Annotated in this window: 34 protein-coding genes; 7 read left to right on the top strand and 27 right to left on the bottom strand. The window is 61.5% G+C overall.

Annotated elements, in window-relative coordinates; translation table 11 throughout:
• Positions 1–136: 136 nt before the first annotated feature.
• From rsmA to Q0520_RS04930, 21 genes are all read right to left on the bottom strand, one after another.
• On the bottom strand, positions 137–913 hold the full coding sequence (rsmA, locus tag Q0520_RS05030; RefSeq protein WP_298667277.1) for a 16S rRNA (adenine(1518)-N(6)/adenine(1519)-N(6))-dimethyltransferase RsmA: 777 nt from the start codon (positions 911–913) through the stop codon (positions 137–139).
• Complete coding sequence (locus tag Q0520_RS05025; protein ID WP_298667275.1) at positions 910–1,473, bottom strand: DUF655 domain-containing protein; 564 nt, start codon at positions 1,471–1,473, stop codon at positions 910–912. The genes rsmA and Q0520_RS05025 overlap by 4 nt, the downstream gene beginning before the upstream one ends.
• Before the next feature lie 9 nt (positions 1,474–1,482).
• Complete coding sequence (locus Q0520_RS05020; RefSeq protein WP_298667273.1) at positions 1,483–1,833, bottom strand: RNA polymerase Rpb4 family protein; 351 nt, start codon at positions 1,831–1,833, stop codon at positions 1,483–1,485.
• A 19-nt stretch (positions 1,834–1,852) separates the two neighbouring features.
• Positions 1,853–2,146 (bottom strand): 50S ribosomal protein L21e, encoded by a 294-nt coding sequence (locus Q0520_RS05015; RefSeq protein ID WP_298667271.1) that lies wholly within the window; start codon positions 2,144–2,146, stop codon positions 1,853–1,855.
• Positions 2,133–3,380 (bottom strand): tRNA pseudouridine(54/55) synthase Pus10, encoded by a 1,248-nt coding sequence (locus Q0520_RS05010; protein WP_298667269.1) that lies wholly within the window; start codon positions 3,378–3,380, stop codon positions 2,133–2,135. The genes Q0520_RS05015 and Q0520_RS05010 overlap by 14 nt, the downstream gene beginning before the upstream one ends.
• Positions 3,371–3,946 (bottom strand): tRNA (pseudouridine(54)-N(1))-methyltransferase TrmY, encoded by a 576-nt coding sequence (gene trmY, locus Q0520_RS05005; protein WP_298667268.1) that lies wholly within the window; start codon positions 3,944–3,946, stop codon positions 3,371–3,373. Before trmY ends, Q0520_RS05010 begins: the two co-directional genes overlap by 10 nt.
• Positions 3,947–5,263 carry a signal recognition particle protein Srp54 gene (locus tag Q0520_RS05000; RefSeq protein ID WP_298667266.1) on the bottom strand — a complete coding sequence of 439 codons (1,317 nt, stop codon included), beginning with the start codon at positions 5,261–5,263 and terminating at the stop codon, positions 3,947–3,949. It abuts the gene before it with no gap.
• A complete protein-coding gene (gene ftsY, locus Q0520_RS04995; RefSeq protein WP_298667264.1) occupies positions 5,263–6,396 on the bottom strand; it encodes a signal recognition particle-docking protein FtsY in 1,134 nt (377 codons plus the stop codon). Before ftsY ends, Q0520_RS05000 begins: the two co-directional genes overlap by 1 nt.
• A 5-nt stretch (positions 6,397–6,401) precedes the next feature.
• Positions 6,402–6,839, bottom strand: a complete 438-nt coding sequence (gene pfdA, locus Q0520_RS04990) for a prefoldin subunit alpha (protein ID WP_298667262.1) — start codon at positions 6,837–6,839, stop codon at positions 6,402–6,404.
• Positions 6,840–6,843: 4 nt separating this feature from the next.
• Positions 6,844–7,032, bottom strand: coding sequence for a 50S ribosomal protein L18Ae (rpl18a, locus tag Q0520_RS04985; RefSeq protein ID WP_298667260.1), 189 nt, complete (start codon positions 7,030–7,032; stop codon positions 6,844–6,846).
• Between the two features lie 5 nt (positions 7,033–7,037).
• A complete protein-coding gene (locus Q0520_RS04980) occupies positions 7,038–7,703 on the bottom strand; it encodes a translation initiation factor IF-6 (protein ID WP_298667257.1) in 666 nt (221 codons plus the stop codon).
• A gap of 1 nt (position 7,704) precedes the next feature.
• Positions 7,705–7,971 (bottom strand): 50S ribosomal protein L31e, encoded by a 267-nt coding sequence (locus Q0520_RS04975; RefSeq protein WP_298667255.1) that lies wholly within the window; start codon positions 7,969–7,971, stop codon positions 7,705–7,707.
• A 4-nt stretch (positions 7,972–7,975) separates the two neighbouring features.
• Complete coding sequence (locus Q0520_RS04970; protein WP_298667254.1) at positions 7,976–8,128, bottom strand: 50S ribosomal protein L39e; 153 nt, start codon at positions 8,126–8,128, stop codon at positions 7,976–7,978.
• Positions 8,129–8,145: 17 nt separating this feature from the next.
• Positions 8,146–8,736 (bottom strand): alpha hydrolase, encoded by a 591-nt coding sequence (locus Q0520_RS04965; protein ID WP_298667252.1) that lies wholly within the window; start codon positions 8,734–8,736, stop codon positions 8,146–8,148.
• Positions 8,737–9,075: a DNA-binding protein gene (locus Q0520_RS04960; RefSeq protein ID WP_298667250.1), complete on the bottom strand. Its 339-nt coding sequence runs from the start codon at positions 9,073–9,075 to the stop codon at positions 8,737–8,739.
• Positions 9,076–9,092: 17 nt separating this feature from the next.
• A complete protein-coding gene (locus Q0520_RS04955) occupies positions 9,093–9,542 on the bottom strand; it encodes a 30S ribosomal protein S19e (RefSeq protein ID WP_298667248.1) in 450 nt (149 codons plus the stop codon).
• A gap of 137 nt (positions 9,543–9,679) precedes the next feature.
• Positions 9,680–9,916, bottom strand: coding sequence for a YhbY family RNA-binding protein (locus Q0520_RS04950; protein ID WP_298667246.1), 237 nt, complete (start codon positions 9,914–9,916; stop codon positions 9,680–9,682).
• A gap of 1 nt (position 9,917) precedes the next feature.
• The gene (locus tag Q0520_RS04945) at positions 9,918–10,247 is read right to left on the bottom strand and encodes a ribonuclease P protein component 4 (RefSeq protein ID WP_342765239.1); all 330 of its coding nucleotides are present in this window, start codon (positions 10,245–10,247) and stop codon (positions 9,918–9,920) included.
• Between the two features lie 28 nt (positions 10,248–10,275).
• Positions 10,276–10,896 (bottom strand): phosphoribosylglycinamide formyltransferase, encoded by a 621-nt coding sequence (purN, locus tag Q0520_RS04940; RefSeq protein WP_298667244.1) that lies wholly within the window; start codon positions 10,894–10,896, stop codon positions 10,276–10,278.
• A gap of 137 nt (positions 10,897–11,033) precedes the next feature.
• A complete protein-coding gene (locus tag Q0520_RS04935; RefSeq protein WP_298667283.1) occupies positions 11,034–12,308 on the bottom strand; it encodes a hemolysin family protein in 1,275 nt (424 codons plus the stop codon).
• 94 nt (positions 12,309–12,402) lie between these two features.
• Complete coding sequence (locus Q0520_RS04930; protein WP_298667242.1) at positions 12,403–13,224, bottom strand: sugar phosphate isomerase/epimerase; 822 nt, start codon at positions 13,222–13,224, stop codon at positions 12,403–12,405.
• Between the two features lie 38 nt (positions 13,225–13,262).
• Here Q0520_RS04930 and xseA point away from each other — a divergent pair, with 38 nt between their 5' ends.
• Positions 13,263–14,483, top strand: a complete 1,221-nt coding sequence (gene xseA / locus Q0520_RS04925) for an exodeoxyribonuclease VII large subunit (RefSeq protein ID WP_298667240.1) — start codon at positions 13,263–13,265, stop codon at positions 14,481–14,483.
• Entirely contained in the window at positions 14,467–14,649 is a 183-nt protein-coding gene (gene xseB, locus Q0520_RS04920; protein ID WP_298667239.1) for an exodeoxyribonuclease VII small subunit, read from the top strand. Before xseA ends, xseB begins: the two co-directional genes overlap by 17 nt.
• 387 nt (positions 14,650–15,036) lie before the next feature.
• Here the strand turns inward: xseB and Q0520_RS04915 are convergent, their stop codons facing one another.
• Positions 15,037–15,465, bottom strand: a complete 429-nt coding sequence (locus Q0520_RS04915; protein ID WP_298667237.1) for a DUF371 domain-containing protein — start codon at positions 15,463–15,465, stop codon at positions 15,037–15,039.
• A gap of 33 nt (positions 15,466–15,498) precedes the next feature.
• Here Q0520_RS04915 and Q0520_RS04910 point away from each other — a divergent pair, with 33 nt between their 5' ends.
• Entirely contained in the window at positions 15,499–16,071 is a 573-nt protein-coding gene (locus Q0520_RS04910; protein WP_298667235.1) for an HVO_0476 family zinc finger protein, read from the top strand.
• 59 nt (positions 16,072–16,130) lie between these two features.
• Here the strand turns inward: Q0520_RS04910 and Q0520_RS04905 are convergent, their stop codons facing one another.
• Complete coding sequence (locus Q0520_RS04905; protein ID WP_298667233.1) at positions 16,131–16,391, bottom strand: thioredoxin family protein; 261 nt, start codon at positions 16,389–16,391, stop codon at positions 16,131–16,133.
• Positions 16,392–16,431: 40 nt separating this feature from the next.
• Positions 16,432–17,142, bottom strand: coding sequence for a hypothetical protein (locus tag Q0520_RS04900; RefSeq protein WP_298667231.1), 711 nt, complete (start codon positions 17,140–17,142; stop codon positions 16,432–16,434).
• A 121-nt stretch (positions 17,143–17,263) separates the two neighbouring features.
• Here Q0520_RS04900 and Q0520_RS04895 point away from each other — a divergent pair, with 121 nt between their 5' ends.
• Together Q0520_RS04895 and Q0520_RS04890 are read left to right on the top strand one after the other, a co-directional pair.
• Positions 17,264–17,728 carry an Hsp20/alpha crystallin family protein gene (locus Q0520_RS04895; protein WP_298667229.1) on the top strand — a complete coding sequence of 155 codons (465 nt, stop codon included), beginning with the start codon at positions 17,264–17,266 and terminating at the stop codon, positions 17,726–17,728.
• Between the two features lie 79 nt (positions 17,729–17,807).
• Positions 17,808–18,596 carry a CBS domain-containing protein gene (locus tag Q0520_RS04890; protein WP_298667281.1) on the top strand — a complete coding sequence of 263 codons (789 nt, stop codon included), beginning with the start codon at positions 17,808–17,810 and terminating at the stop codon, positions 18,594–18,596.
• 321 nt (positions 18,597–18,917) lie between these two features.
• Here the strand turns inward: Q0520_RS04890 and Q0520_RS04885 are convergent, their stop codons facing one another.
• Positions 18,918–20,081, bottom strand: a complete 1,164-nt coding sequence (locus Q0520_RS04885) for an NDP-sugar synthase (protein WP_298667227.1) — start codon at positions 20,079–20,081, stop codon at positions 18,918–18,920.
• Positions 20,082–20,176: 95 nt separating this feature from the next.
• Here Q0520_RS04885 and Q0520_RS04880 point away from each other — a divergent pair, with 95 nt between their 5' ends.
• The gene (locus Q0520_RS04880) at positions 20,177–20,671 is read left to right on the top strand and encodes a YkgJ family cysteine cluster protein (protein WP_298667225.1); all 495 of its coding nucleotides are present in this window, start codon (positions 20,177–20,179) and stop codon (positions 20,669–20,671) included.
• Between the two features lies 1 nt (position 20,672).
• Entirely contained in the window at positions 20,673–20,927 is a 255-nt protein-coding gene (locus Q0520_RS04875) for a hypothetical protein (RefSeq protein WP_298667222.1), read from the top strand.
• On the opposite strand, the gene Q0520_RS04870 is transcribed toward Q0520_RS04875, so the two are convergent.
• A complete protein-coding gene (locus Q0520_RS04870; RefSeq protein ID WP_298667220.1) occupies positions 20,924–21,271 on the bottom strand; it encodes a type II secretion system protein E in 348 nt (115 codons plus the stop codon). The two genes, Q0520_RS04875 and Q0520_RS04870, sit on opposite strands and share 4 nt — an antisense overlap.
• A gap of 56 nt (positions 21,272–21,327) precedes the next feature.
• Positions 21,328–22,779 (bottom strand): cobyric acid synthase, encoded by a 1,452-nt coding sequence (locus Q0520_RS04865; RefSeq protein WP_298667218.1) that lies wholly within the window; start codon positions 22,777–22,779, stop codon positions 21,328–21,330.
• Between the last annotated feature and the right edge of the window lie 31 nt (positions 22,780–22,810).

The raw sequence follows: 22,810 nt of genomic DNA, 5'->3' as shown, positions 1-22,810 counted from the left end.
GTCGTCGAATCGTACCGCGACGGAAAAAAGACGAAGTACCTCCTCACCCCCGCCGCCGCGGAGGCACTCGGAACCGCGAGCAGGGAGGCGGATCACAGGACGACACCGGAGTCCGGGCCCGTCCCCGGCTAACGACTCACTCTTCAGGCACGCAGAGGTTTGCGATCATCGCAAAGAGCATCAGGGAAAGTTCCTCCGGCCGCATCGAGAGGATCTCCTCCGGGAGTTCGCGGACCGCCCTCTCCACGTTCTCCTTCCCGAGGGATGCCCGCGCCCCGCGAAGACCATTCCGCACCGTCTTTCGCCGGTGGGAGAAAAGTTCCCGCACCACGTCCGCATACACCCCGCGGTCCGCAATAAAGTACGGCGGATCGTGCGGCGTGAGGCGGACCACCGTCGAAGCGACCTTCGGCGGCGGGGAGAAAGCCCCCGGCCGGAGGTTGAAACAGAGTTCCACGTCGGCGTAGGTCTGGACCATCACCGAGAGACGCCCGCACTCCGGCGTCCCGACCCTCGCCGCCATCCTCTCCGCAAACTCACGCTGGTACATCAGCACCGCAGACTCGAAACCCGCCTCAAGGAGACGGAACGTGATCGGCGACGACGCAGAATAGGGAAGATTCGCAACGACAATATCGAAAGAAGGATACGGCACCTTCACAGCGTCGCCATGGACCAGTTCAAACCGGCCCGACGCCATCTCCGGGGCAAAACGAGAGGACAGATCCTCGACCAGAGCGCCGTCGAGTTCTATTGCAACGACCCTCGCCCCCGCCGAAAGAAGTTCGGCAGTCAGCACCCCCTCGCCAGGCCCGATCTCGAGCACCCGCCGTCCTGAAACAGGGGCGAGAGCGACGATCCGCCTGACAGCCCGCGGGTCGGTGAGGAAATGCTGGTCGTGCCGTGCCTTCATTTTGCCGTAAACAGACGGTACTTCACCTCAGGGTCCTCGAGTTCCTCGAGCACCCGTCCGACGATCAGTTTCACCGGGTTCGGCAGGGACTTGATCCGCAGAGAAATGTCCTCGAAACTCTCGAAAGGCTTCTTCTCCCTCTCCTGGATCAGTTCCCACATCAACTTCTTCCCGACGCCCGGCAGCAGGTGGAACATGTGGAGCTTCGGCGTGATGGGGACGGCCGTATTGAAGAACGCAACGAAGCGGACCTCGTTCGCCTTCACGATCGACTCGATGGCAAAGGGAAGTTCAAGCCTCCCTGTGTTCGTCAGATCATTGTATCCGACCCGACGCTTCACCCGCTCGACCTTATCCCGCGCCTCGTCCCCGATATAGACCGTATCATGGATCTGGATATCGGCGTCCTTTTTCGGGATCAGTTCAAGGAGTTTGAACTGGTCTGTCCCGACCGCCTGCACGATCGGTTCGCGCTTGAAGACAGGTTTCGGGTCGTCAGCACGTCCCTGAAGAAGTACGTCCACAACTACCGCGTAGATCTCCTTTTTCTCAGCCTTCATAGAAAACCCTCAGAGGTGGGTGATCACCATCTCTAAAATAGCATCAAGTTCCTCGCCGGAGAGCGTGTAGCGCTCCTTGGCGTAGATCGCCCGCAACTCGTCCCTGGACTGGGGCATGATGCTGGCGATACGGTAGGCGATGTCGGGTTTCATTTTCTCAAGGGTGAGAAGGGAGTCCACCAGGGCATGGGACTGTTCCACTGTCGTCTTGGAAAGGTGATTGGCATGTTCAATGCTCTGGCGGAGTTCATAGGACATCTCCTGCCCGGCCTCACGGCGCTGTGCTTCCACCTGAGCGAGTTGATCCCTCATCTCAGGGAGCGTAATCCGCTCTTCGCTGATAACTCCTTTTACCTTCATGCCAATCACTCGTGCAGATTTATAGCCTCTGAGGCTTTAGATGTTGTGGTCTCGAAATTACAATCTTCGTCGCGTTTCCATCCGGGATCTCGACAAGCCACGCACGGCCACGCTGACCGACGACGGTGCCGGTCTTCCCGTGGAACCTGCGGTGAGGCATCCCTTTCTGGACGCTCGGTTCGCAGACGATATGGACCTTCTGCCCGATCTCGAACTTCTGGATCACTGCCGTGAGAGGGACCAGACCACGGCGCCTGAGATCCTTCTTAAACTTATACCGTGTCTTCTTCCTTGGACCGTTATGATGTGCCATTGCATTCACCACTCTCTGGTTCTTCCACCAGCACTACATCGAGGCTGGTGACATGAGCGTCTTTGCCCAGGATCCCGGCAAGACTCGGATTCGTCCGGCCATTGTCGCCCGAGACCAGTTCTTTGATATAGAGTCCGGCCTCGCCGACAACCTCGATAACGAATTTGTCGTCCTGCATCCCGGGTGACTGGATATCGATCACCTGGCGATCCCGGATCCGGTCGGCTCTCCGGTGTGCAACCCTTTGTGGGGTGCGCTGGTGGACCACTGCCCCTTTCAGCCGGGCAAGTGCGGATCTGAGTTCGTCGATGGAGATCTCTCCACTGACCTCAACGAGAATCCTGTATTTTTTATGCGCTTTGTTCGATTTAAGGGTTTCCACTTCGGAGTGAGAACTCCACCCGGTAAGTTTCACTCCGACGCGTCCTTCGGCATACTGATTGATCGTGGCTTCGAGGTCGGCGAGGTCCACGTCCCTCTTCTTCGGGTTCATCATTTCCATCACGAAAGGCCGACCGCTCCCGATCATGCGGGCGTCGATGTCTTCCCGCCCGGCACCGTGGAGGACAGCGTTCTCGGCGTCGAAAGCCTCAACCGCTTTCTTCCCGATGAGTTCCTCGACAGAGTCGGCGTACATCTTCCCGGTGAAGTGGCACCTCTCGCACCCCTTGCCGCCGCAGACCCGGCAGTCCCAGTGCGTCTGCGGGATACCCCGCTCGTACTTGAAGTACCGCCCCCGGAAGTAGACCGGGTTGATCTCGACCTCCACCCTGTCCTCCGCAAGGTTCAGGATGGCGACGACGTCGGGGCGCTTGAAGTCCACGACTTTCCCGTTCAGTGCAGAGACCGCCTTGCCGACCTCGCGGTTCGCCTCTGACTTCAGGGGTTCGGGGTCGGCGAGGGAGAGGTCGCTCCAGACCATCTCCTCGCTCTCGGCCATGAGAGGGGGCACACGCGTCCCCACAAGGAAGGTCGTGTGCTCGATCCCCCCCACGGCCTCCGCAGCCCGTCCGGCCCAGAGGTCGACGTTGTCGAAAAGCCTTCCGCAGACCCAGCACTCGTCGGGTTCACCGGTAAAAGGCTCGTTCTTCTCCAGGGCATATGCCGTCCGCAGGGCACGCCCCCGTTCATCATTGGACAACCCGAACGAGCGTTTCCCGAAGAAACGCCCGAGGCAGTGGTCACAGATCGGGCCATACTCAAGGATCGCCCCGACCGTCTCGATCAGATCCATCCGCTCTCTCTCCTGTCCTGTTCGTTCTGCAGGACCACAATCGCCTGGTCAGCATGGAGGACGGCGGGGCCGAGGGAGTAGGCCGGCAACCCCGCGATCGCCTCCTGTTCGTCGTCGGTAAAGTTCAGGTGGTCGGAGAGGAGAACAGTGTCCGGAAGGGCCGACACCTTCCGCACGTCCTCCCCGTGCTCGTCGAGCACCGCGCACCCGCACCCGGCAAGCACTTCGGCAAGTCCCCCCTTCCGCACCGAGACCCCCGGACTCGACTCCCTGAAGACCGTGCCGCAGGGGAGGGCGAGGGCCTTTTTCACGAGTCCGGCGATGTTTCTCTCGTCGGGGCTGAGGTTTCTCATGCCGTCGCCCGAGAACCTGACCGTCTTTGGTGCCTTCGGTCCGCCGAGGAGGAGAAGCCAGCACTCGGCGTCCTTCCTCATCCCGTGGGAGAGGCAGAGAGACGCCGCAACGCACCGGCAGAGTTCGTCCATCCTCCCGGCGCCCGGCAGGTCGTTCAGGGAAAAGTCAGGGTCGGTGCTCGCAAGGTGACCGACCACCACAAAGCGTCTCATCTACTGCATCTTCCCGAAGCGCTTCATCATGCGCTGCATGGAGAACTTGCTCCCCCGCATCCCCTTCAGCGCCCTCTGCATGGTCCGGTAATATTTCAGGAGTTCACGGACATCGTCGGGCGAGACGCCGGCGCCGCGGGAGATCCGCTGCACGTGCGACCCCGAGATAACCTGGGGGTCGTCGAGTTCGGCGTTCGTCATGGAGTCCATGATCACCTTGTACCGATCCATCTTGGTCGAGGTGACGTCGTAGGCGTCGTCCGGGATCTGGAGGCCGCCGAGAGGGAGCATGGACATCACCTGCTTGAGGGGCCCCATCTTGTTCACCGCCTCAAGTTGTTTGTACATGTCCCGCAGGGTGAACTTGCCCCGCATGATGGCGTTGACGTCCATATCGCCGTCGGCTATCACTTCCTCGGCCTTTTCGGCGAGGGCCTTCAGGTCGCCCATGCCGAGGAGACGGGAGATGAAACCATCGGGCTCGAAACGTTCAAGGTCTTCGATCGTCTCGCCGGCGCCGACGAAGACGATGCCGCTCTTCGTCTCCGAGACCGCGGAGAGGGCGCCGCCGCCTTTGGCCGTGCCGTCCATCTTCGTGAGCAGGACGCCGTCGATCCCGATCGCATCGTTGAAACGGCGCGCCTGCTCGGACGCCTGCTGCCCGAGGGCGGCGTCGATGACGAGCCAGCGGTGGTCGGGCCGCGCGATCTCGTTGATGTTGACGATCTCCTCGATCAGTTCGTCTTCAAGGGCGTGGCGCCCCTGGGTGTCGATGATCCGGACCTGCGCCCCGGCAAAGTGCTTCATGCCCTCGCGGACGATCTTCAGGGCGTCCTTCTCGTTCGGGTCGCCGAAGATCGGGACATTGATCTTCTTCGCAAGGGTGGCGAGCTGGCTGTAGGCGCCCGGCCTGAAAGTGTCGGCGCAGATGAGCCCGACCTTCAGGCCCTTCCTCTGGAAGTAGCGAGCGAGTTTCGCGGTCGTCGTGGTCTTGCCGCTCCCCTGCAAGCCGGCCATCAGGATCGTCTGCGGCGCGAGTTCCACCTTCCCGGCCCCGCCCATCAGCCCGACCAGTTCCTGGTAGACGATCCGCAGGACGTGCTCGCGCACGTTCATCCCTTTCGGCGGCTCTTCTTCGAGGGCACGCCTCTTGATCGACTGGGAGAGTTGCATCACGAGTTTGACGTTGACGTCGGCCTGCAACAGGGCGCGCTGGAGACTGCGCACCAGCTCCTCCACTGCCGCACGGTCGACGACTGTCTTGCCCGCGATCTTCTTCAACGCGTCTTTCAGGGATGAACTGAGCGAGTCTAACATTATTTTTCCACTCCAAGGAGTTCGTCCACGACGGCCTCGGGCCTGAAGGGCACGATGTCATCGTAGGCCTGACCGGTGCCCAGGAAGAGGATCGGTTTCCCGATCGTCTGGGCGATCGAGATCGCCGCACCGCCCCGCGGGTCCATGTCGGCCTTCGTGAGCATCACGGCGTCGGTCCCGACAAGGTCGTTGAAGTCCTTCGCCCGGACGACGGCGTCGTTCCCGGCGACCGCCTCATCAACGTAGACGACGAGGTCGGGCTTCACCACCCGGCGGATCTTGTCGAGCTGGTTCATCAGGTTCTTCCTGTTGTGGAACCGGCCGGCGGTGTCGGCAAGGACCACGTCGATACCGTGGGCCTTTGCGTAGTCCACCGTATCGAAGAGGACGGCCGCAGGGTCTGAACCTTCCTGGTGGTGGATCACCTTGACGTCCAGCCTCCGGCCGTGCTCCTCGATCTGCTCGATCGCACCGGCCCTGAAGGTGTCGCCGGCACCGAGGACGACGGAATAGCCCTGGCCCATCAGGTAATGGGCCATCTTGGCGATCGACGTCGTCTTGCCGGTGCCGTTCACGCCGGTCACCAGGATCTTCACCGGTCTCTCGTGGCTGTCGATGTAGGCAGGGAGGTCGAAACCGTCGCCGAGCACCTTGAGGAGCGCCCCACGCAGGGCCGTACTGACGATATCGTCCACGGAGGAACCGATCTTCCGGTGTTTCCCGACGAGGTCCTCGCGCATATACGCCAGGATCGCGTCCGAGACCTCGAGGGCGACGTCGTTCTCAAGGAGCACCATCTCAAGGTCGGTCAGGGGTTCCTCGATGTCCTTCTCGGAGATGACGAGTTCGCGCTCGATCACAAAGGACCTGACACGCGAGAAGATCCCTTCCGGTTTCTTCGGCTCGACCGGAACAGTCTTGACAGGGGCAGGGACAACCCTTTCAGGCTCGGCCGGGGCGACTTTCGGCGCTTCCGGCAAAACAGGCGCGGATACGGTTTCGGGCTGCGGCGCCGGGGACGGTGCTTCGACCGGCTTTTCCACTTCCCGCACGTCAGAACCGGCCGCATCCCTGATGGAGGTCCCGAACTTCTCCCTGATACTCTGTAGCTTGTTCCTGAGGCCCTCAAACATGGGGATTACCTGCCCGGAGCCGTTTGCTGCTGCTGGCGGTAGGCGGCGTCAAGGCGGGCGGCGATCTCGTTCATCTGTGCCCGGACCTTTTCGATCGTCTCGGAAAGTTTCTTTTCAGAGGCTTCGAGTTCGCGGGCCCGGTCTTCGAGATAGGATACGGCCTCGGCGGCACTCCGCCCGACCGTCACCCCTGCCCCGATGGCGACGAGCACGTTCTCCGGGTCAGGTACCTGCACCCTGACGCTGACACCGCCGCCAAGAGGGAGAAGAACCGTACCGTCTTCTGCACTGCTCAGGGACTGGAGGGTCTCGACCGCTGCGAGGGACTCGAGTCTCTGCTGGTCCAGCACCTGCAGCTGGTGGGCAAAGACCTCTGCCTGCTGTCCGTACTCGTTTAGGTAATACTGGAGCGACTGCAGCTCCCGCGGGTCGGCCTCATCCATATTTTTACTCACCTACTACCGTAACGCCCTTGATTGAGATATAATTTCTCTTCAGGTGGTGTCTGCTCCCGATCTCGGCATAAATGTATTTCCGGGCAACATCCTCATTCGGGGCCGAGACCACCTTCGTGAAGGGCTGCCAGGAGTCGCCGATCTGGCAGGCACCTGTGACTTCAAACTTCTGCATAGCCATAACAATCACTCCAGAAAGCCAAAAACTTCCTCTATTCTTCCAAGCTCGAAACCGGTGGTCTCAAGACCGGCGATATACCCCTTGCTGTTCGCAAGGACACCGGTCCCCACGAGGCCCCCGCCCATGTTGACGGTCCCGGCCCCGATCTGGAGCCCTTCCGCACATTCGGCAAGACGGGCGACCTCTGCATCGCTGCTCCGCGGATGGATGAGAACACCTTTGTTCGTGGCAACTGCCGCCATCCCGACGGTCTTGATCCCGCCGAAGGTAAGACGTCTGACAGGCACGCCGAGGAACGTCCCGACCGCCTCAGCCACCTCGATCGGCATCTCGGGGTGCACCGCCGCAAACTGGTCGTTCGCGAGGATAACGTTCCCGGCTGCATTCATCGAGGTACCGAGGGTCATGACCTCACCGTACTCTTTCAGGACGGCGAGTTCGTCCTCGGTCGCAAGCCCGCTGACAACCATGCCATTCGAGTTGCCGGCAAGGAGTGAACCGATGATCGAGGACCCCTGGATGGTTGTCCTGACCACCTCGACGTCGAGCGCCTCGGCGACCGCCGCCACGAAGGCGTCGGGTGCGGTCGGCGAGACGACGGCGAACTCCTCAAAGGCCCGCGCAAAGACACCGATATGGGGATCTGCGGCAAAGGCGATCGTTCTCTGCATTTCACTCCTCAGCAGCGAGTTCAGCCTGGACCTGGCCGTCCTCGAACTTCATGGCACGGATACGGATCTGTACCGGAGGCTTCTGGCTGCCGTGCTCCCAGATCTTCTCGTTGATGCTGCTGTCAAGCTTGACGTTCTCGCTCTTCATGTGACGGGCCAGGTACGCCCTGATGTCCTTCACCGCGGCATTGCAGCGTCTCCACCGGGGAGCGCGCCTGGTGTTGCGGAGAGGGATAACATAGACCTGTTCCTTTAAGACTTCGACCATGACTCTACACCTTCAGCGTGCTTCTTCTCCACATGCGCCTCTTCGGGTGAGTTGTCACCTGGCGCTTCGTCCGAACCATTACCCATGCAGGAACCCTCCGGTTCTGCATGCACGCCTTAGCCAGCCGGATCTTCCGGCCCTTTGTTACCTTGCTCATGGTATTTTCACCATCTCTCAGGTGCCGGTCGCACCAACGACAAGGGACTGACCATGGTGCGGAGGGAAGAGCCCTTCACAGTGGTGTCCCATGCGCTCGATGGCGGCCCTGATCTCGTACTCGTAGTCCCCGTTTCCGAGGGTGCCCGTCTCGCCGTTCGCAAAGATAAGGTATCGCCCGGCAAGGCGCTGCACCTCGGCCTTCCCATATCCGAGGAGGGGTCGGACATAAGAACATCCGTACCGGTCTGCGATGCGGAGCACATCGCTCTTCGTCAGCATCGGCACACGGTCGTTGAGCCGCGTGCCGTCTCCGACCACCTCGTACTCCTGTGCCAGGGCCTCGACGGCCCGCCGGTGCACGGCGGTGATGGCGTCGTTCGGGTAGCCCGAGGCGAGCACCATATGCGCCGCCTCGTCGAGATATTCGAGACCGAACGACCTTTTGTGCCAGGGAAGACCGAGCGCACGGGCCGCAGCCTCGACCGACGGCAGCTCACGCTCGGGGTCGAAGACAAAGGTATTGAGTTCGACCTCGTAGTCCCGTGCAAGCATCAGAGCTGCAAGGGAACTGTCCTTTCCTCCGCTGAAGAGAAGACCGGCTTTCATCTATTTTCGTGTGATGCGAAACTCTTTTTTCGGCGGGGCGACCTGCATCAGCAGCGCCTTGAGTTGCTCGTCCGTGATCTTCTGCCTGATCCGGCCGCTCTGGGCGAGCATCACAAGTTGCTGCTCCACAGCACGGGCAAACTCGGGTTTCGTGAGTTTGATCGTGTTCAGCCGTTCCCGTGCCTCGGGTTCCAGGATCTGCATGAGCGCAAGCTGCATCTCTGATTCAGCTCTCTTCTGCCGCTCCAGATCCTCCTGCATGGCCTGCTGTTCGGTGGCCTGCCGCTGGAGCTGCTCCATTCTCTTGCGTCTGATCTCAGAGAGTTCATCGTCACCCATCAGTATCCCTCACCGCATCAGTAGTGCGCCAGTTCAGGCGCAGCTTCAGTCGCTGCAGCGCGGAGACCGTGCGCAGCGCCGTCCATAAAGGCGCGGCCCTTTGCCGACACCTGCCGGCCGCCGGCGACCTTCTCAACAAAGCCAGCCGCTTCGAGCTGCTGGATTGCCTTTCTCAGGATAGAACCGCTGCCCTTCCGGAAATGGTTCGGGTTCGAGCCAAGGTTCTTTTTCCCACCATATGCGCTTCTCAGTCTCTCAACGCCGACCGGACCGTCGATGTAGATCCGGCGAAGAACAGATGCGGTCCTCGCGTACCACCATTCGGTGTCCTCGGGAGGCATCTCCTTGTGGACCCCGGTCTTGACGACTGCCGCCCACTCGGGTGGCTGGATGGCAGGGAGCTCCTTAAGATCGCGAGCAACCTGCGTGATGAGCATCTCAGCCGGGATGTCATATACAGTTGTCATTGGTTAACCTCACTGTAACGATCGATGTTACCAGTCTTTATCTATTTGCCATGGATGTTTTTATATATTTCGAGCAGGAAATCCCCGGAGTTTCCCGGTAATCAGACCGAAAACCAGGGAGAAGAGGGGGGACCGGATCAGCGTCCCTGACTCCCGCCGCGGCCCCGTTCTGCAAGCACCATCGTCCGCCCGCGCACGCCCACGAGGTCGGCCTTCGCAAGGCGTGCGATCTCCTCGGGGTCCACGTCGGTGCTGCGGAGCCACTTGATCTTGACGTACTTCCGCACCTTCACCTGGAGCCTGATCTCCTCGATGAGGGTCTCTGAATACCCGCTCTTGCCGATCCAGACGGTCGGCTTGAGGTCCTGGAACAATTCATTCTTGTCGATGTCTCTTCACCACCGGATATCTTTTCTGATGGCCGCACACGAGGCAGGTGACGATCACCTTCCCATGCTGCACCCGCACCCTCGCATTGGCGCCGGGGACGAGGTACGAGCAGCAACGCCTGCAGAAGCGGTGCCGCAGGTCACGCGGGACCGGGATGCGCTGGCGCATGGCGATCTGGCGGGCGAGTGCCACGTATCGGTCTGCACGGGCGGGGTCGGCGCCGAAGGCTTCGCCGGCAAGGGCGAAGAGGCGGGCGATCCGTTCCTCTGCAATCCGTTTCGTGCCGGGGGTATGGGATTTCCAGCGCATGGCCATCGTATAAAATCAGATTGATCGCCCAGACTCAAAGAGCCTTGGGCGGGGGCAGGATTCTCACGTGTCGTCCTTCGACCTGGAGACGGTCATCACAGAAGAGAGCGACGGCGCGGGGGAGAATGCGGTGTTCTTCGGTCAGGATACGGTCGGCCAGGGTGTCCTCGTCGTCACCGTCGACGACGGGGACGCAGGCCTGAACGATGATCGGACCGCTGTCAAGCCCGGTATCGACGAAGTGGACGGTGCACCCGGAGACTTTCACGCCGTACTCGATCGCCTGTCTCTGCGCGTGGAGGCCGGTGAAACTGGGGAGGAGGGCCGGGTGGATGTTGATCATCCGACCGGCAAAGGCCTCCACGATGGCGTCGCCGACGATGCGCATATACCCGGCAAGCACGAAGAGGTCGGCGCGGCAGTCCCGCATCGCCGCAAGGAGGTCGGCCTCGTAGGCCTGTTTCGAGGGGTACGAGGCGTAGTCGAGGACTGTTACCGGGATGCCGACCTGTTCTGCGCGGGTGATCGCGTAGGCGCCGGGTTTGTCGGTGATCAACCTGACGCACCTGGCCCTGATCGTACCGGCACTGACCGCGTCGATGACGGCCTGGAAGTTGGAGCCTCTTCCAGATGCCAGCACTGCAATGCGCTTCATGCTCACATGTCGGCGTGGGGAGGTATTAACTTGTGGGAGCGGGAGTTGGTGGACCGGGAAGACAGGCAGGCAATCCCGGGAAGGGAAATAACCATGCCGTCCCTGTCCTGAGCGGGGAAGGGGTAGTCCCCCTTCACTCACCGTGCCTCTTCGTCCTCCTTTACAGGAGGCGGGAGGATCAGTTTGACCTTCACGATCCGGCGTCCCCGCATCTGCATCACCGCAAGGGTGATCCCGCCCTCCAGTTTCACGACCTCGCCGCGGAGGGGGATGTGGCCGAGGATGGTGAAGAGGAGGCCGCCGACGGTCTCATAGCCCTCGCCGGTTGGGAGTTTTGTGCCGAGTTCCTCGTTGAGGTGTTCGACCCAGACCTGCGCGTCCACCATATAAACGCCCTCGCCGAGTTTCTGGACAGAGGGTTCCTCTTCGTCGAACTCGTCCAGGATCTCGCCGACAAGTTCCTCCAGGATGTCCTCGATAGTGACGACGCCGGCAAAGCCGCCGTATTCGTCCAGGACAATGGCCATGTGGACCTTCTTGACCTGCATCTCCTTGAGGAGTTCGTCGATCATCTTGCTCTCCGGGACGAAGTGGGCCTCGTGCATCAGTTCCCTGATCGTAACGATTTCCTTTTTGGAGAACTCGGCGGCGAAGACGTCCTTGATGTTGAGGATGCCGACGACGTTGTCGACCTTGTCGTGGTACACCGGGAGACGGGAGAGGCCGGTCTCGTTGAAGAGGGTGATCGCGTTGTCGAGCGTACTGGTGTCCTCGATCATCACGACGTCCAGGCGGGGGGTCATGATCTCGCGAGCGGTCGTGTCTCCGAACTTGAAGACGGAGTAGAGCATCTGCCTCTCCTCCTCCTCGATCATCCCCTCTTCCTCGCCGACGTCGATCCATTCCTTGATCTCCTCCTCGGTGACAGACGGTTCGGCGAGGCCCGCACCAGGGGAGATGCGCGCGGTCAACGTGTCGTAGAACCAGAGGACAGGGTAGAGGAGTTTCACAAGGACAAGGATAATCGGAGCGGAAAAGAGGGCCAGTCTCTCGGTGTACCTCGTCGCATAGGTCTTCGGCCCGATCTCGCCGAAGATGAGCGTGAGGATGACGACGACGCCGGTGGCGATGCCGACGCCGGCGTTCCCGAAGTGGTCGATGGCAAAAGCCGTCGCAAGGGAGGCGGCGGCAATGTTGACGACGTTGTTACCGATGAGGATGGTGACCAGGATGTGGTCGGGGTATTCCTTCAGGCGTGCGAGTGCGTCGGAGCCTTTTTTACCCTCGTTAACGAGGGTGCGGACCTTTGCCCGCGTGATCGATATCAGGGCGACTTCAGAACTGGAGAAAAAACCCGAGAGGACGAGACATGCGATGAATAAGCCGATCAAGAGAATTTCATCGGGTGTCATCGCTGCCACGCCGGTGTACGGCTCATTATCCAACTATCGTTCATAAATGTAGTACAATAGTGCACTATGTACTGTGAGGTCTTAAAACCAGCGTTCAGGGGAGACAGTCTTCAAGGAACTCCCTCTCCTGCCGCAAAACAGTGATCTTCTCCTCGATGGAGAGAGGATGCAAAAAATTCCTGTCTTCGATCTCGAGGGTGAGAGAACCGTCGTAACCGGCGGCGGCAAGCGCCCGGACGACCTCACTCGCGTACCTGTTCCCGGTGACGGGGAGGTGCATCTTTCCGCCGTCGAAAATGCTCAGGTGGACGTTGGCGATCCGGTCCGCGCAGAGGTCGATGTACTGCCCGACGTCGCCGGGCGAGGCGGCCATGGCGTGGGAGACGTCGAGGGTGAAGGAGAGCCAGGGGTTGGCGTCGAGGACCTCACGCACCGCGGCGGGGGTGCTGAGGAGAGAGTTGACGGTCAGTTCCATGTTCTCAACGGCGACCCTCACGCCGGTCCTTTCTGCGGCGTCCCGCAGGAGCGCAAGGTAGGTCCTGAAGTGTTCGTAGTCGTAGGCGCTCGGGCGCCTCTTTGCGGTCCTGCGACCGGGGTGGACGGTGACCACCTCCGCGCCGACGGCGGCGGCGAGGTCGACGGCTTCGACGGCATACTGCCGGGAGGCGGCGGCAACACGGGGGTTGATGGAGCAGGGGTTGAGGTCGAGGACAGGGGCGTGGAAGGTGATGGGGGCGAGGGCCGGGTGTGCCCTGACAGCGGCGTCGAGGTCGGCGAAGGGGAGGCCGCGCAGCCAGAAGTGCGGGGTCTCGACCCAGAACTCGATGCCGCCGAGGCCTGCCTCCTCGACCGAGGCGAAGATCTCGTCGAGGGGGTATTCGTGAAAGAACATGCTTGATGTGGCGAGACGTGCCATGGCAGGTTCTTATAGGTCGTCGGCCCACGATAAAAACAATGGATCCTGGGCTTGACGGGGTGCGGGGCGTCCTGGAGGTCACGGCGATCATCAGGGACGCCCTCGATCTCCCGGCACTGGCAGGGTGCTGGGTGCGGGGCGAGGTGACGAACTACACCCATGCCTCCTCGGGCCACCGCTATTTTTCGCTCTCCGAGGCGAGAGGGGGGAGGAGTGCGGTCATCAACGCGGTGATGTTCCGGGGGAGTGCGCGGGCGCTCGCCTTCGAACCGGGGAACGGGATGGACGTCATCGCCTACGGGCACGTGGGACTGTACGAGCCGCAGGGGAAGTACCAGTTCTATGTCGAGGACATGCGCCTCGCGGGAGAGGGCGAGAAGCACCTCCTTGTCGAGCGCTGGAAGAGGGACCTGGCGGCCGAAGGTCTCTTTGCGGCGGGGCGGAAGAGGGGAGTCCCGCCCTTTCCCCGGCGGGTCGCCGTCGTCACCTCGCCGTCGGGCGCGGTCCTCCACGATATCGAGAATGTCCTCTCCCGGCGGTACCCGGTGGAAATTCTCCTCTCGCCGACGGCGGTGCAGGGGGAGACGGCCCACCTCGAGATCGCGGAGGCGATCAGGCGTGCCGACGGTCTGGCCGACGTGCTCATCGTGGCACGGGGCGGGGGGAGTTTCGAGGACCTCTTCCCCTTCAACAGGCCGGAGGTGGTACGGGCGATCGCGGCGTGCACGACGCCGGTGATCAGTGCGGTGGGCCACGAGGTGGACGTGACTCTTGCCGACCTCGCGGCCGACCTGCGGGCACCGACGCCCTCGGCCGCCGCAGAACTGGCGGTGCCCGACCGCGCCGACCTCCGTGCCGGTCTGGAGGGGGAGAGGCGGAGGTTGCAGGACGCCGTCCTCGGCAGGGTCGAGAGGTGCCGGGGCGACCTCGACGCCCTCTCCTTCCGGTTCAGGCCGGAGAGGGTCGGGCGGCGGGTCGAAGAGGAGAGGCAGCGCCTCGCCGACCTCGAGGAGAGGATGAGGCGGGGCTATGGGGGGAGGACAGCACAAGAGCGCCTCGCCCTTGCCGGACTTGCGGCCCGTCTCGCGGCGTCAGACCCTCTTGCGCCGGTGCGCCGGGGTTATGTGCTGGTGAGGAGGGGCGGGGAGGTGGTGCGCTCGGCGGGGTCTATTGCAGCGGGCGACCGCCTCGACCTGCGGTTTGCCGACGGTGAATGCACGGTTGTTGCGGAGCGTGTGAGACATGACAGAGACATATGAAGAACTCCTGAACGAACTGAAAGAGACGATAAAAAAGATCGAGGACACCTCGACGGGTCTCGAGGAGAGCATCGCCCTGTACGAGCGCGGGGAGGATTTGATCCGCCGCTGCGAGCGCCTCCTCGAGGAGGCCGAGATGAAGATCACGGAAGTGACGCAGGGGTAGAGGGTATCCCTTGGAGTGTAACGAGAAATCGACGCTGAAAATATCCTTTTCTAGTGTGCTTGGGCCTGGAGGCAGGATCTCCTGTTCGCTCTTCCCGGGACCAATCGCAAGTGGGGGACGACCGGAGGGAGTTAGAGAAGATCTTTGATCTTCGATAGATCCCCCGGCGGACATCATGGGGAAGGCAGTGGATCGGCATTCTCCTCCGGGGGACTACCAGCGAAGACCTAACAGTCTTCTCGAACTCGCTACGCTTGTTCCCCCCGGACCCCCGCTCAGGATTGAATCTCAAGCGGGTAAACTCTGTGTTTGGAGAGGATGCTGCCATCCCTCCTATCCTCTGATAGCAGAACAGATAGAGTTCGGTATCAGTTGTTCTCCGTCGCCCTACTCCGGGACGGACGCCTCGATCTCAACGATGAGGTCGGCGCCGTCGGCAAGTGCGGCGACGAGGCGCCGGTCGATCGTCCTGGCCACGGTGTCCGACCCGACAGTCACGGTCCTCCCGCAGGCAAAGGTGCTCCGCCGCCAGACAAGGTCGGTCGGGTGGTTGAGGGTGAGGGCGGCGCTGCCGTGCGACCTGACGACGACCTCGATACCGCCGGCACGGAGGCGGGTGGTCACCTCGGCGCGGTCGTCGGCGAGAAGGGTCTTCAGGGCGGGGTCGAGGTCTGCGGCGCCCTTGTCTGCCGAGACGCCGATGATACAGTCGCCGGCCGGCGAAAGGTCGGCCTCCTTCGTCACCTCGAAGGTGGTGCGGTGGAGGGCCTGCACATTGGCATGCCCAAAACAGTGGATTGTGTCCTGCGCCTTCATCTTTTAATAATGGTGTGCCCTCATTCTATTGAAATGTACATCACCACCCATTGTCCGCAGTGCGAGGACGAGACCGATCACGACCTCCTCAAGGAGGCGGGCGACCTCCTGGTGCGCTGCACCATCTGCGGGGCCGTCCATCATGTTCCGAAACCAACAGAGACGATCATCCCGGTGAAGGCGATCGTGAGCCGCGAGAAGGAGTCAGAGGTCGGCACCGTCGAACTCCTCGAAGAGGACGTCTGTTCTGTTGGCGACTATCTTGTCGCCGAGTGCGGCGACGAAGGTGTCTCGGTCGAAGTGACGGCGATCGAGGTGGGCCCGAAGAGAGTCGTAACGGCGAAGGCGCCGGAGATCACCGCCCTCTGGACGCGTGTGATCGAGGAGGTGGTGGTCAGGGTGTCAGTCCACGACAGGGCAAAGACCCTCCCCCTCTACAAAAAGTGCGACGGCGAGGAGTTCTTCGCCGTCAACGAGGTCTACACCATCGGCAAGGTGACCTTCCGCGTCTCCCACATTAAACTCCGCGACGGCCCTATCCTCAGAAAGGAAGGCTGGAAGACGGTTGCAAAAAAGATCAAGCGTATCTATGCGTACAGGGTGTGAAGACCCCCGCACCCATCACGTCTTTTTTCCCCGGAAAAAATGGGGGCGGGGCCCCGCCCTCACCGGTATTTCTCGATCGCCGCACCGAGGGTCTCGGTGTGGGCGACCCCCTCGAAACGCTCTTTGACCTCGCCGTCCACGAGGACGAGGACGGTGGGGGTCACGGTCAGGGCGTATCTCCGGATATCCTCGGGATGTTTCATGGCGTCGCGTTCCTCGACCGTCACCCCGAAGGTCCGCTCGACCTCGCGGTTGATCGGTTCCTGCTCCATGCACCCCATGCACCCCTCCTGGAAATAGCAGAGGATCCTCAGCGTCATGGGCAGAAAAAGAGAGTGTGGGTATAAATACCCACCGGGATCACGCCGAGGTGATCGACCTGACGGTCACGTCGGCAGTGCCGTAGGTGAAGTCAACAGTCAGATTTTCACTGTTTTTCTGGGTGACCTTCCCGATCCGGAAGTATGAGATCGAGGAGGCCGGGTCGGTGAAGACCGTTGCGTTCTTCGTGATCGTCATCTGCCTGATGAAACGGTCGCCGACATTGACCTGGGTGAAGTTCAGGCCCAGGCGATCCGACTCGTCCGCCCCGACGGTGATGGCCGAGACTTCAGTGTTGAGCGGGACCTTCTTCGTCTCCATCTCACGCATGCCGAGGACGCCATCGGTGAGGGCGGTCATCTCCCAGGGGAGGAGGCCGAAGTCGCCCTGCACCGAGTTGTAAATGCTCGCCTGCACCGGGTGGATGAAGGTGTCGTCCGAGGACTCAGCACCGGCGATCAGGCTCATCGAGGGGGTCCAGAAAACGGCCCGATTCTTCGCATACTCGTCGGCCTGGATCTGCTGGCTCGTCGTGAGGACCGGAATGCCCGCGTCATCGCGGATGGTGACGTCGACCAGGACAGAGTCACCGGGCTTTACGCTCTTGAACGCGCTCATTGCCGGCACGGCATACGAAGCCACCATGAGGAAGGCAAAGAGCACACCGAAGACCAGCATCGCGATCTGCGTCTTCGTTCTCTTCCCGGAACCTTTCTCTTCCGGGGTGCGCGTCTTTGGTTTGCTGACCATTATGTACTCAATCGCATCACCAGCCCATAAAGGACGCTGTCCGTGCATTGGGCAACACGTATATAGTATGAGCGCTTACAAAAGGTTAGCACCATGCGCAGGGTGTAAGGAGAAGAAAAATATGGCACCAAGACGTGGAGTTTATTCATTCTGGAGAGATTTCGACGAGATGATGAACGAGATGCGGGCCGAGATGGAGGGCCGCTTCCAGTCCCTCCTCGCCGAGTCGGCACCGGGTCGCACCTTCCCCATGCTCAGGGGAGAAGGGCCGAGAGTGGACGTCTATGCGCATGACGACGAGGTCATCGTCGTCGCAGACCTGCCGGGCGCCGATAAGGATAACATCTCGCTGCGGCTCATCAACCCGAAGCTCCTCGAGATCTCAGCAGTCCAGAAAGAAGAGAGAGAGGGCGGGAAGGAAGGATATGCCATGCGGGAACGCTACTACGGGACTATGAAGAGAGTGATCTCTCTCCCGGCCGAGGTCAAAGAAGAGGGAGCGAGCGCCACCTTCAAGAACGGCGTCCTCGAGGTCCACTTCAAAAAAGAGGAGATCGAGAGGGGTACGCTCATCCCGATCGAGTAACCGCCGATTCTCACCTTTTTTTCCACAAACGCTATATATCACCGAATCCTTGATGTAGCCTTGGTTACAAGAGATGTTAATGGATAAGAAGCGGGTCAAGGACTACATGACCTACGATGTCGTCACTGTCGGCGCCAACGAAACGGCCAAGGACGTCATCGACAAGATCCAGAAGACCAGACACGACGGTTTCCCGGTCGTCAACGATAAAAAAGAGGTCGTGGGCTATATCTCCGCACGCGACCTCCTGACGATCCACCCCGGAACGCCGGTCGAGCGGGTCATGAGTCGTCACCTCATCGTTGCCGACCCGGAGATGAGTGTCAACGACGCCGCCCGCGTGATCTTCAGGTCAGGGATCCAGAAACTCCCGGTGGTGGACGAGAACAACCACCTCATCGGGATCATCTCGAATGCCGACGTGGTCAGGTCACAGATCGAGCACGTCTCCCCGGAGAAAGTCTACAATTTTATGGACACGCTCAGGCGTCTCCACAGCATCGAACCCACTCTCTCGCGGGGTTTCGTGCCCATCGACCAGTTGCTCCCCACCCAGGCGAAGATCTACGAGGACGAACTGGAGGGGAGGATCTACGAGATCAAGAAGGGACTGGCCGAACCCCTGATCGTGGTGAAGAGGCCGGGGCGCTACATCCTCGTCGACGGCCACCACCGTGCAATCGCCGCAAAGAGGCTTGGATACAAGACCCTTGACGCCTATATCATCAATGTCGCCGAGAATTTTGAACTCGGGATGGAGAGGACCGCCCACGCCCAGAACCTCAGGAACCTCGACGACATCAAGGTCATGGACTACGCCCGCCACCCCCTCGTCGCCGTCACCCACCGCCTGGTCAGGCAGAGTTAGAGGGGCGTCCGGATAGGACCCGCGGAATTCTTTTTTTCAGGTTCTGGAGAAACCCTCATTCTCGGGTCGACAGATCCTCCTTGACCCCATAACCTCCATCGGGGACACCGATCAGCCGCCTTTCCCTCAAAACAGGATTTTCATCAGGTGGAGGGAATCAGATCCTGCAAAACTCTTATGACTGCCCCGGGGGTTTCACCCCCGGACCCCCTGCCATCAGGATAGGGTAGGGGATGGGAGAGCGCGGGAAACCAATCCACTGCCTTCTCCTATAGTCTCAACCAAAGGACTGCCGCCCGCAGCCCTAAAAAAGTGAGGTCCTTACGACCCCTCGTAACGCACATCGTATTTGTCGTTGAGGACGTGCTCCTTGACGACCGTCCCGTCGGGGACGATCACCTCGGGCCAGAGGCGGGTCCCTGAGTGGATGGTCACCCTGTTCTGGATGACGACCCGCGGGCCGATGACCGTATCGTTCTCGATGGAGCACCCGTCACCGATGATCGTGTCGTTGTCGATGATCGCACCGGAAACGGTCGTGCCCGTGCCGATGACCACCTGGTTGTAGATGGAGGCAGAGAAGATCTTTGCGTTGCTCTTGATCACGCAGTCCTCCCCGATGCTCGTGTACGGGCCGATGAGGACATTGCTCTCGATGGTCGTCCCCCGCCCGATCGAGACCGGTCCGATGATCTGGGAGTTGTTCCCGAGAGAGAGGGACCCGCCGAGGGAGACAGGGCCGACGATCTTCGCACCCTTCACATGGAGGTCGCCGGAGATGTTCGTCGTCGTGATCTCCTGCAACTTCCAGCGTTCGGCCTGCCGCAGGGACCGTGGACTGCCCACGTCGCTCCAGTTGCCGCGGGCGAGCCAGGCGCGGATGGTCTTCCCTTCGTCGAGGAGGCGGGGGAAGACGTTCCGTGCGAAGTCCACCTTCTCGCCCGCCGGGATATAGTCGAAGATCTCCGGGCTGCAGACGTACATCCCTGTCGAGGCGAGGTTTGAGAAGATCTCGCCGGGGCCGGGCTTCTCCTTGAAGCGCTTGATGCAGTAGTTCACGTCGATCTCGGCGATGCCGTACTCCGAGGGGTCGTCGATGGAGATGAGGCCGATAGTGGCGACGGCGTCGCGTCTCAGGTGCTCCCGGTAGAACTCCAGCAGGTTGAGGTCTGCCACATGGTCGCCGCCGACCACCAGGAAGGGGGCGCCGTCCAGGAACTGCTGGGCGTTCTTGACGCTCCCGGCCGTCCCGAGTTTGATGTCCTCGTGGACATAGGTGATCTCGGCGCCGAAGAGCGAACCGTCTCCGAGGGCCTCTTCGATGTCGTCCCCCTTGTATCCCAGGGTGAGGACCATCTCGGTGAAACCGAGGTCGGCGAGGTGGGTGACGAGATGGGTGATCGAGGGTCGGTTCACGATCGGAATGCAGGGTTTGGGCCGCTCAAAGGTGAGCGGGCGGAGGCGGGTCCCTTCGCCCCCGCACATGATGCAGACCTTCATAGTGAAGAAGGATGGCGCGAAAAACCATTTGAACTTACTGGAATGGAAAATGATATCGGCCGTCGGGAAGAGTATGAGGTATGAGAGAAGCGCCCTTCGCCTGCACCCTCTGCGGCAGGTGCTGCATGGGTTTCGGCCGCTCTGTAAAGGTCCAGCGGCAGACAGGGCCGCAGGAGTTCAGGTGCACCGTCACGGTCACCGGCGAGGCATTCACGGCGAAGGTAGAGGACCGCTACCTCCCGGCCTTCAGGCGCCCGTCGGTCCAGTGGACCAAAACCGCCGCCTGCCCCTTCCTGCGGGCGGAGAAGGGGACATACGTCTGCACGGTCCACGCCTCACGCCCGTCATTCTGCCGGAACTTCGCCTGCTGCAGGATGCGGGTGCTCGCCCACGGCGAAGTCGTCGGCGAACTGAAGGGGAGACTCGACCTCAGGACAGACGATCCCGTTCTGAAGGCCCTCTGGGAGAGAGAGGTCGTCCCCCGTGCAGGCGGTGAGGGGGACGACTGGCACGCCGACGCCGACCGGACCCTCGCTGACGCCGGTTACACGGCCGTGTGGTACCGGGAGGAGTGAAATGCGGGTTCTGAAGGTCGGGAAAGGGGGGGCGGTCCCCTGCCAGGCAGGGGCGGCGCGGATCCTGGACAACTGCCGGTTCTGCGTCCATTCAGTCCGCTTCTGCGAGGGCGGGCGGTGGGTGACCTCCCCGGCCCGCGCCTACTGCATGCTGAAGAGGGCGACCGACGGGGTGAGACTGGAACGGGTGAGCGCCGTGGAGTGCGACGACGGCGGCGGCGAAGGCTTTCGGAGCATCACGACGGTCATCAGTTAATCTTTTTTTCTCATCAGGTAGTCCCAGATGTTCCTCGTCTGGTACGGGACGCCGCGGGCCTCCTTGCTGTAGTCGACCTCGAGGGTGTGGTGGATCAACCGCAGTTCGTCGCGCATATTCTGGACGAGTTCCTTGAGTTCGTCGATCTCGCGCCTGATCAGGGCGTATTCCTCGAATGCCCGCTGTTTCTTGATCTCGATCTCTTTGCCGCTCTCAAGGCCTGCAAACCCCGTCTCGATCAGTTCGAGGATCGCCTCGTTCCGCTCGATCGACTGCTTTTTCGCAAAGGCGTCGATGCTGTCGAGCATCTCCGGGTCAAGGGTAAAGGAACACCGCATCACCATGCTCTCTCACTCCACAGATCTTTTCCCGACACAGGTACGCACCCTCCCGACATAAATCATCGCACCCTCCCGAGAGCAAGGCCGACAATCGCCTCCATGTTCAGGTGCTCTTCGAGGAGTGCGGCGAGTTCGTCGTACGGGTCCCTGAAGGCGCCCATACCCGCAGGGTCGAGCCCTTTTCTTTCGGCAAGATAGGAGAGGAGTGCGACGGCGGCCGCCGGACGGGTGAAGATGCCGTGGAGGTAGGTCCCGAATACGAGGCCGTCGTCGCTCACCGCACCGTCGCCGTCGAAGGCCTCCCTGCACCCACCCCTCAGGCTTTCGCCCATGTGGATCTCGTAGCCTTCCACCTCACCGAACCGGGAGAGGATCGGCGGGACCGGGGCGGCACGGGTCCGCACCTGGCGGGTCGTCTTCCTGTAAGCGGTGAAGGTGGTCGCAAGGTCGAGGAGGCCGAGGCCCTCGGCCTCGACAGGTTTGCCCGACTCATAACCGGCATCGACGAGGTCTGTCCCGAGCATCTGGTAGCCGCCGCAGATCCCGATGACAGGCACGCCCGCCTCCCGCATGCGGCAGATCTCGTCGGCCGTCCCCGATACACGGAGGGCGGCAAGGTCGTCGATGGTGTTCTTGGTGCCGGGGAGGATGATGCAGTCGTAGCCCGCAAGGGGGTCGCCGGGCTTTACGTAGGTGACCGCAGCATGGCGTTCGAGGAGTTCAAAGTCGGTGAAGTTCGAGATGTGGGGGAGCCTGATGACGGCGATCCTGATGGGACTCTCCCGTGCCTGCTTGTCCCCGATGGAGAGGGAGTCCTCGGAGGCAATGCCCGTCTCGGCGTACGGAACGACGCCGAGGACCGGGACACCGCAGAGGTCTTCCAGCGCCTTCACCCCGCTGTCGAAGAGCGAGAGGTCTCCCCTGAACTTGTTGACGATGACCCCGGCGACGAGGGGCCTGACGTCCTCGGGGAGGAGTGAGATGGTGCCGAAGGCCTGGGCAAAGACCCCGCCCCTCTCGATGTCGGCGACGAGGAGGATAGGGAGGCGGAGGGCCCGGGCGAGGCGTATATTGGCGATGTCGCGGTCGTAGAGGTTCACCTCGGCCGCACCACCCGCACCCTCGACGACGACGGTGCCGTAACGCTCTTCCAGCCTCCTGAACGCACCGACCGCTCTCTCCAGCAGGTCGTCGGTCTCCTGGTAGTACTCCCCGATCCGCACGTCCTTATACGGTTGCCCGAAGAGGACGACCTGCGAGACCATGTCCCCCTTCGGCTTGAGGAGGACGGGGTTCATATCCGCCGTGGGTTCGACACCCGCCGCCCGCGCCTGCTCGGCCTGGGCGATCCCGATCTCGGCGCCGTCGGCCGTCACCCAGGAGTTGAGGCTCATGTTCTGGGACTTGAAGGGAGCGTTCGTGATCTGGCGGTTCCTGAAAGCCCGGCAGAGCCCGGAGACGATCGTGCTCTTGCCGACATGGGAGGCGGTCCCGAGGACCATCAAGGACATTGATCTCTGGTTTGCTGTCGGAGTGGATAAC

The organism is uncultured Methanofollis sp. (assembly GCF_937919355.1).
In the GTDB taxonomy this organism is placed as follows: domain Archaea; phylum Halobacteriota; class Methanomicrobia; order Methanomicrobiales; family Methanofollaceae; genus Methanofollis.
Note: the sequence above shows the minus strand (reverse complement) of the source record. Positions and strands in the feature narration are given on the sequence as shown.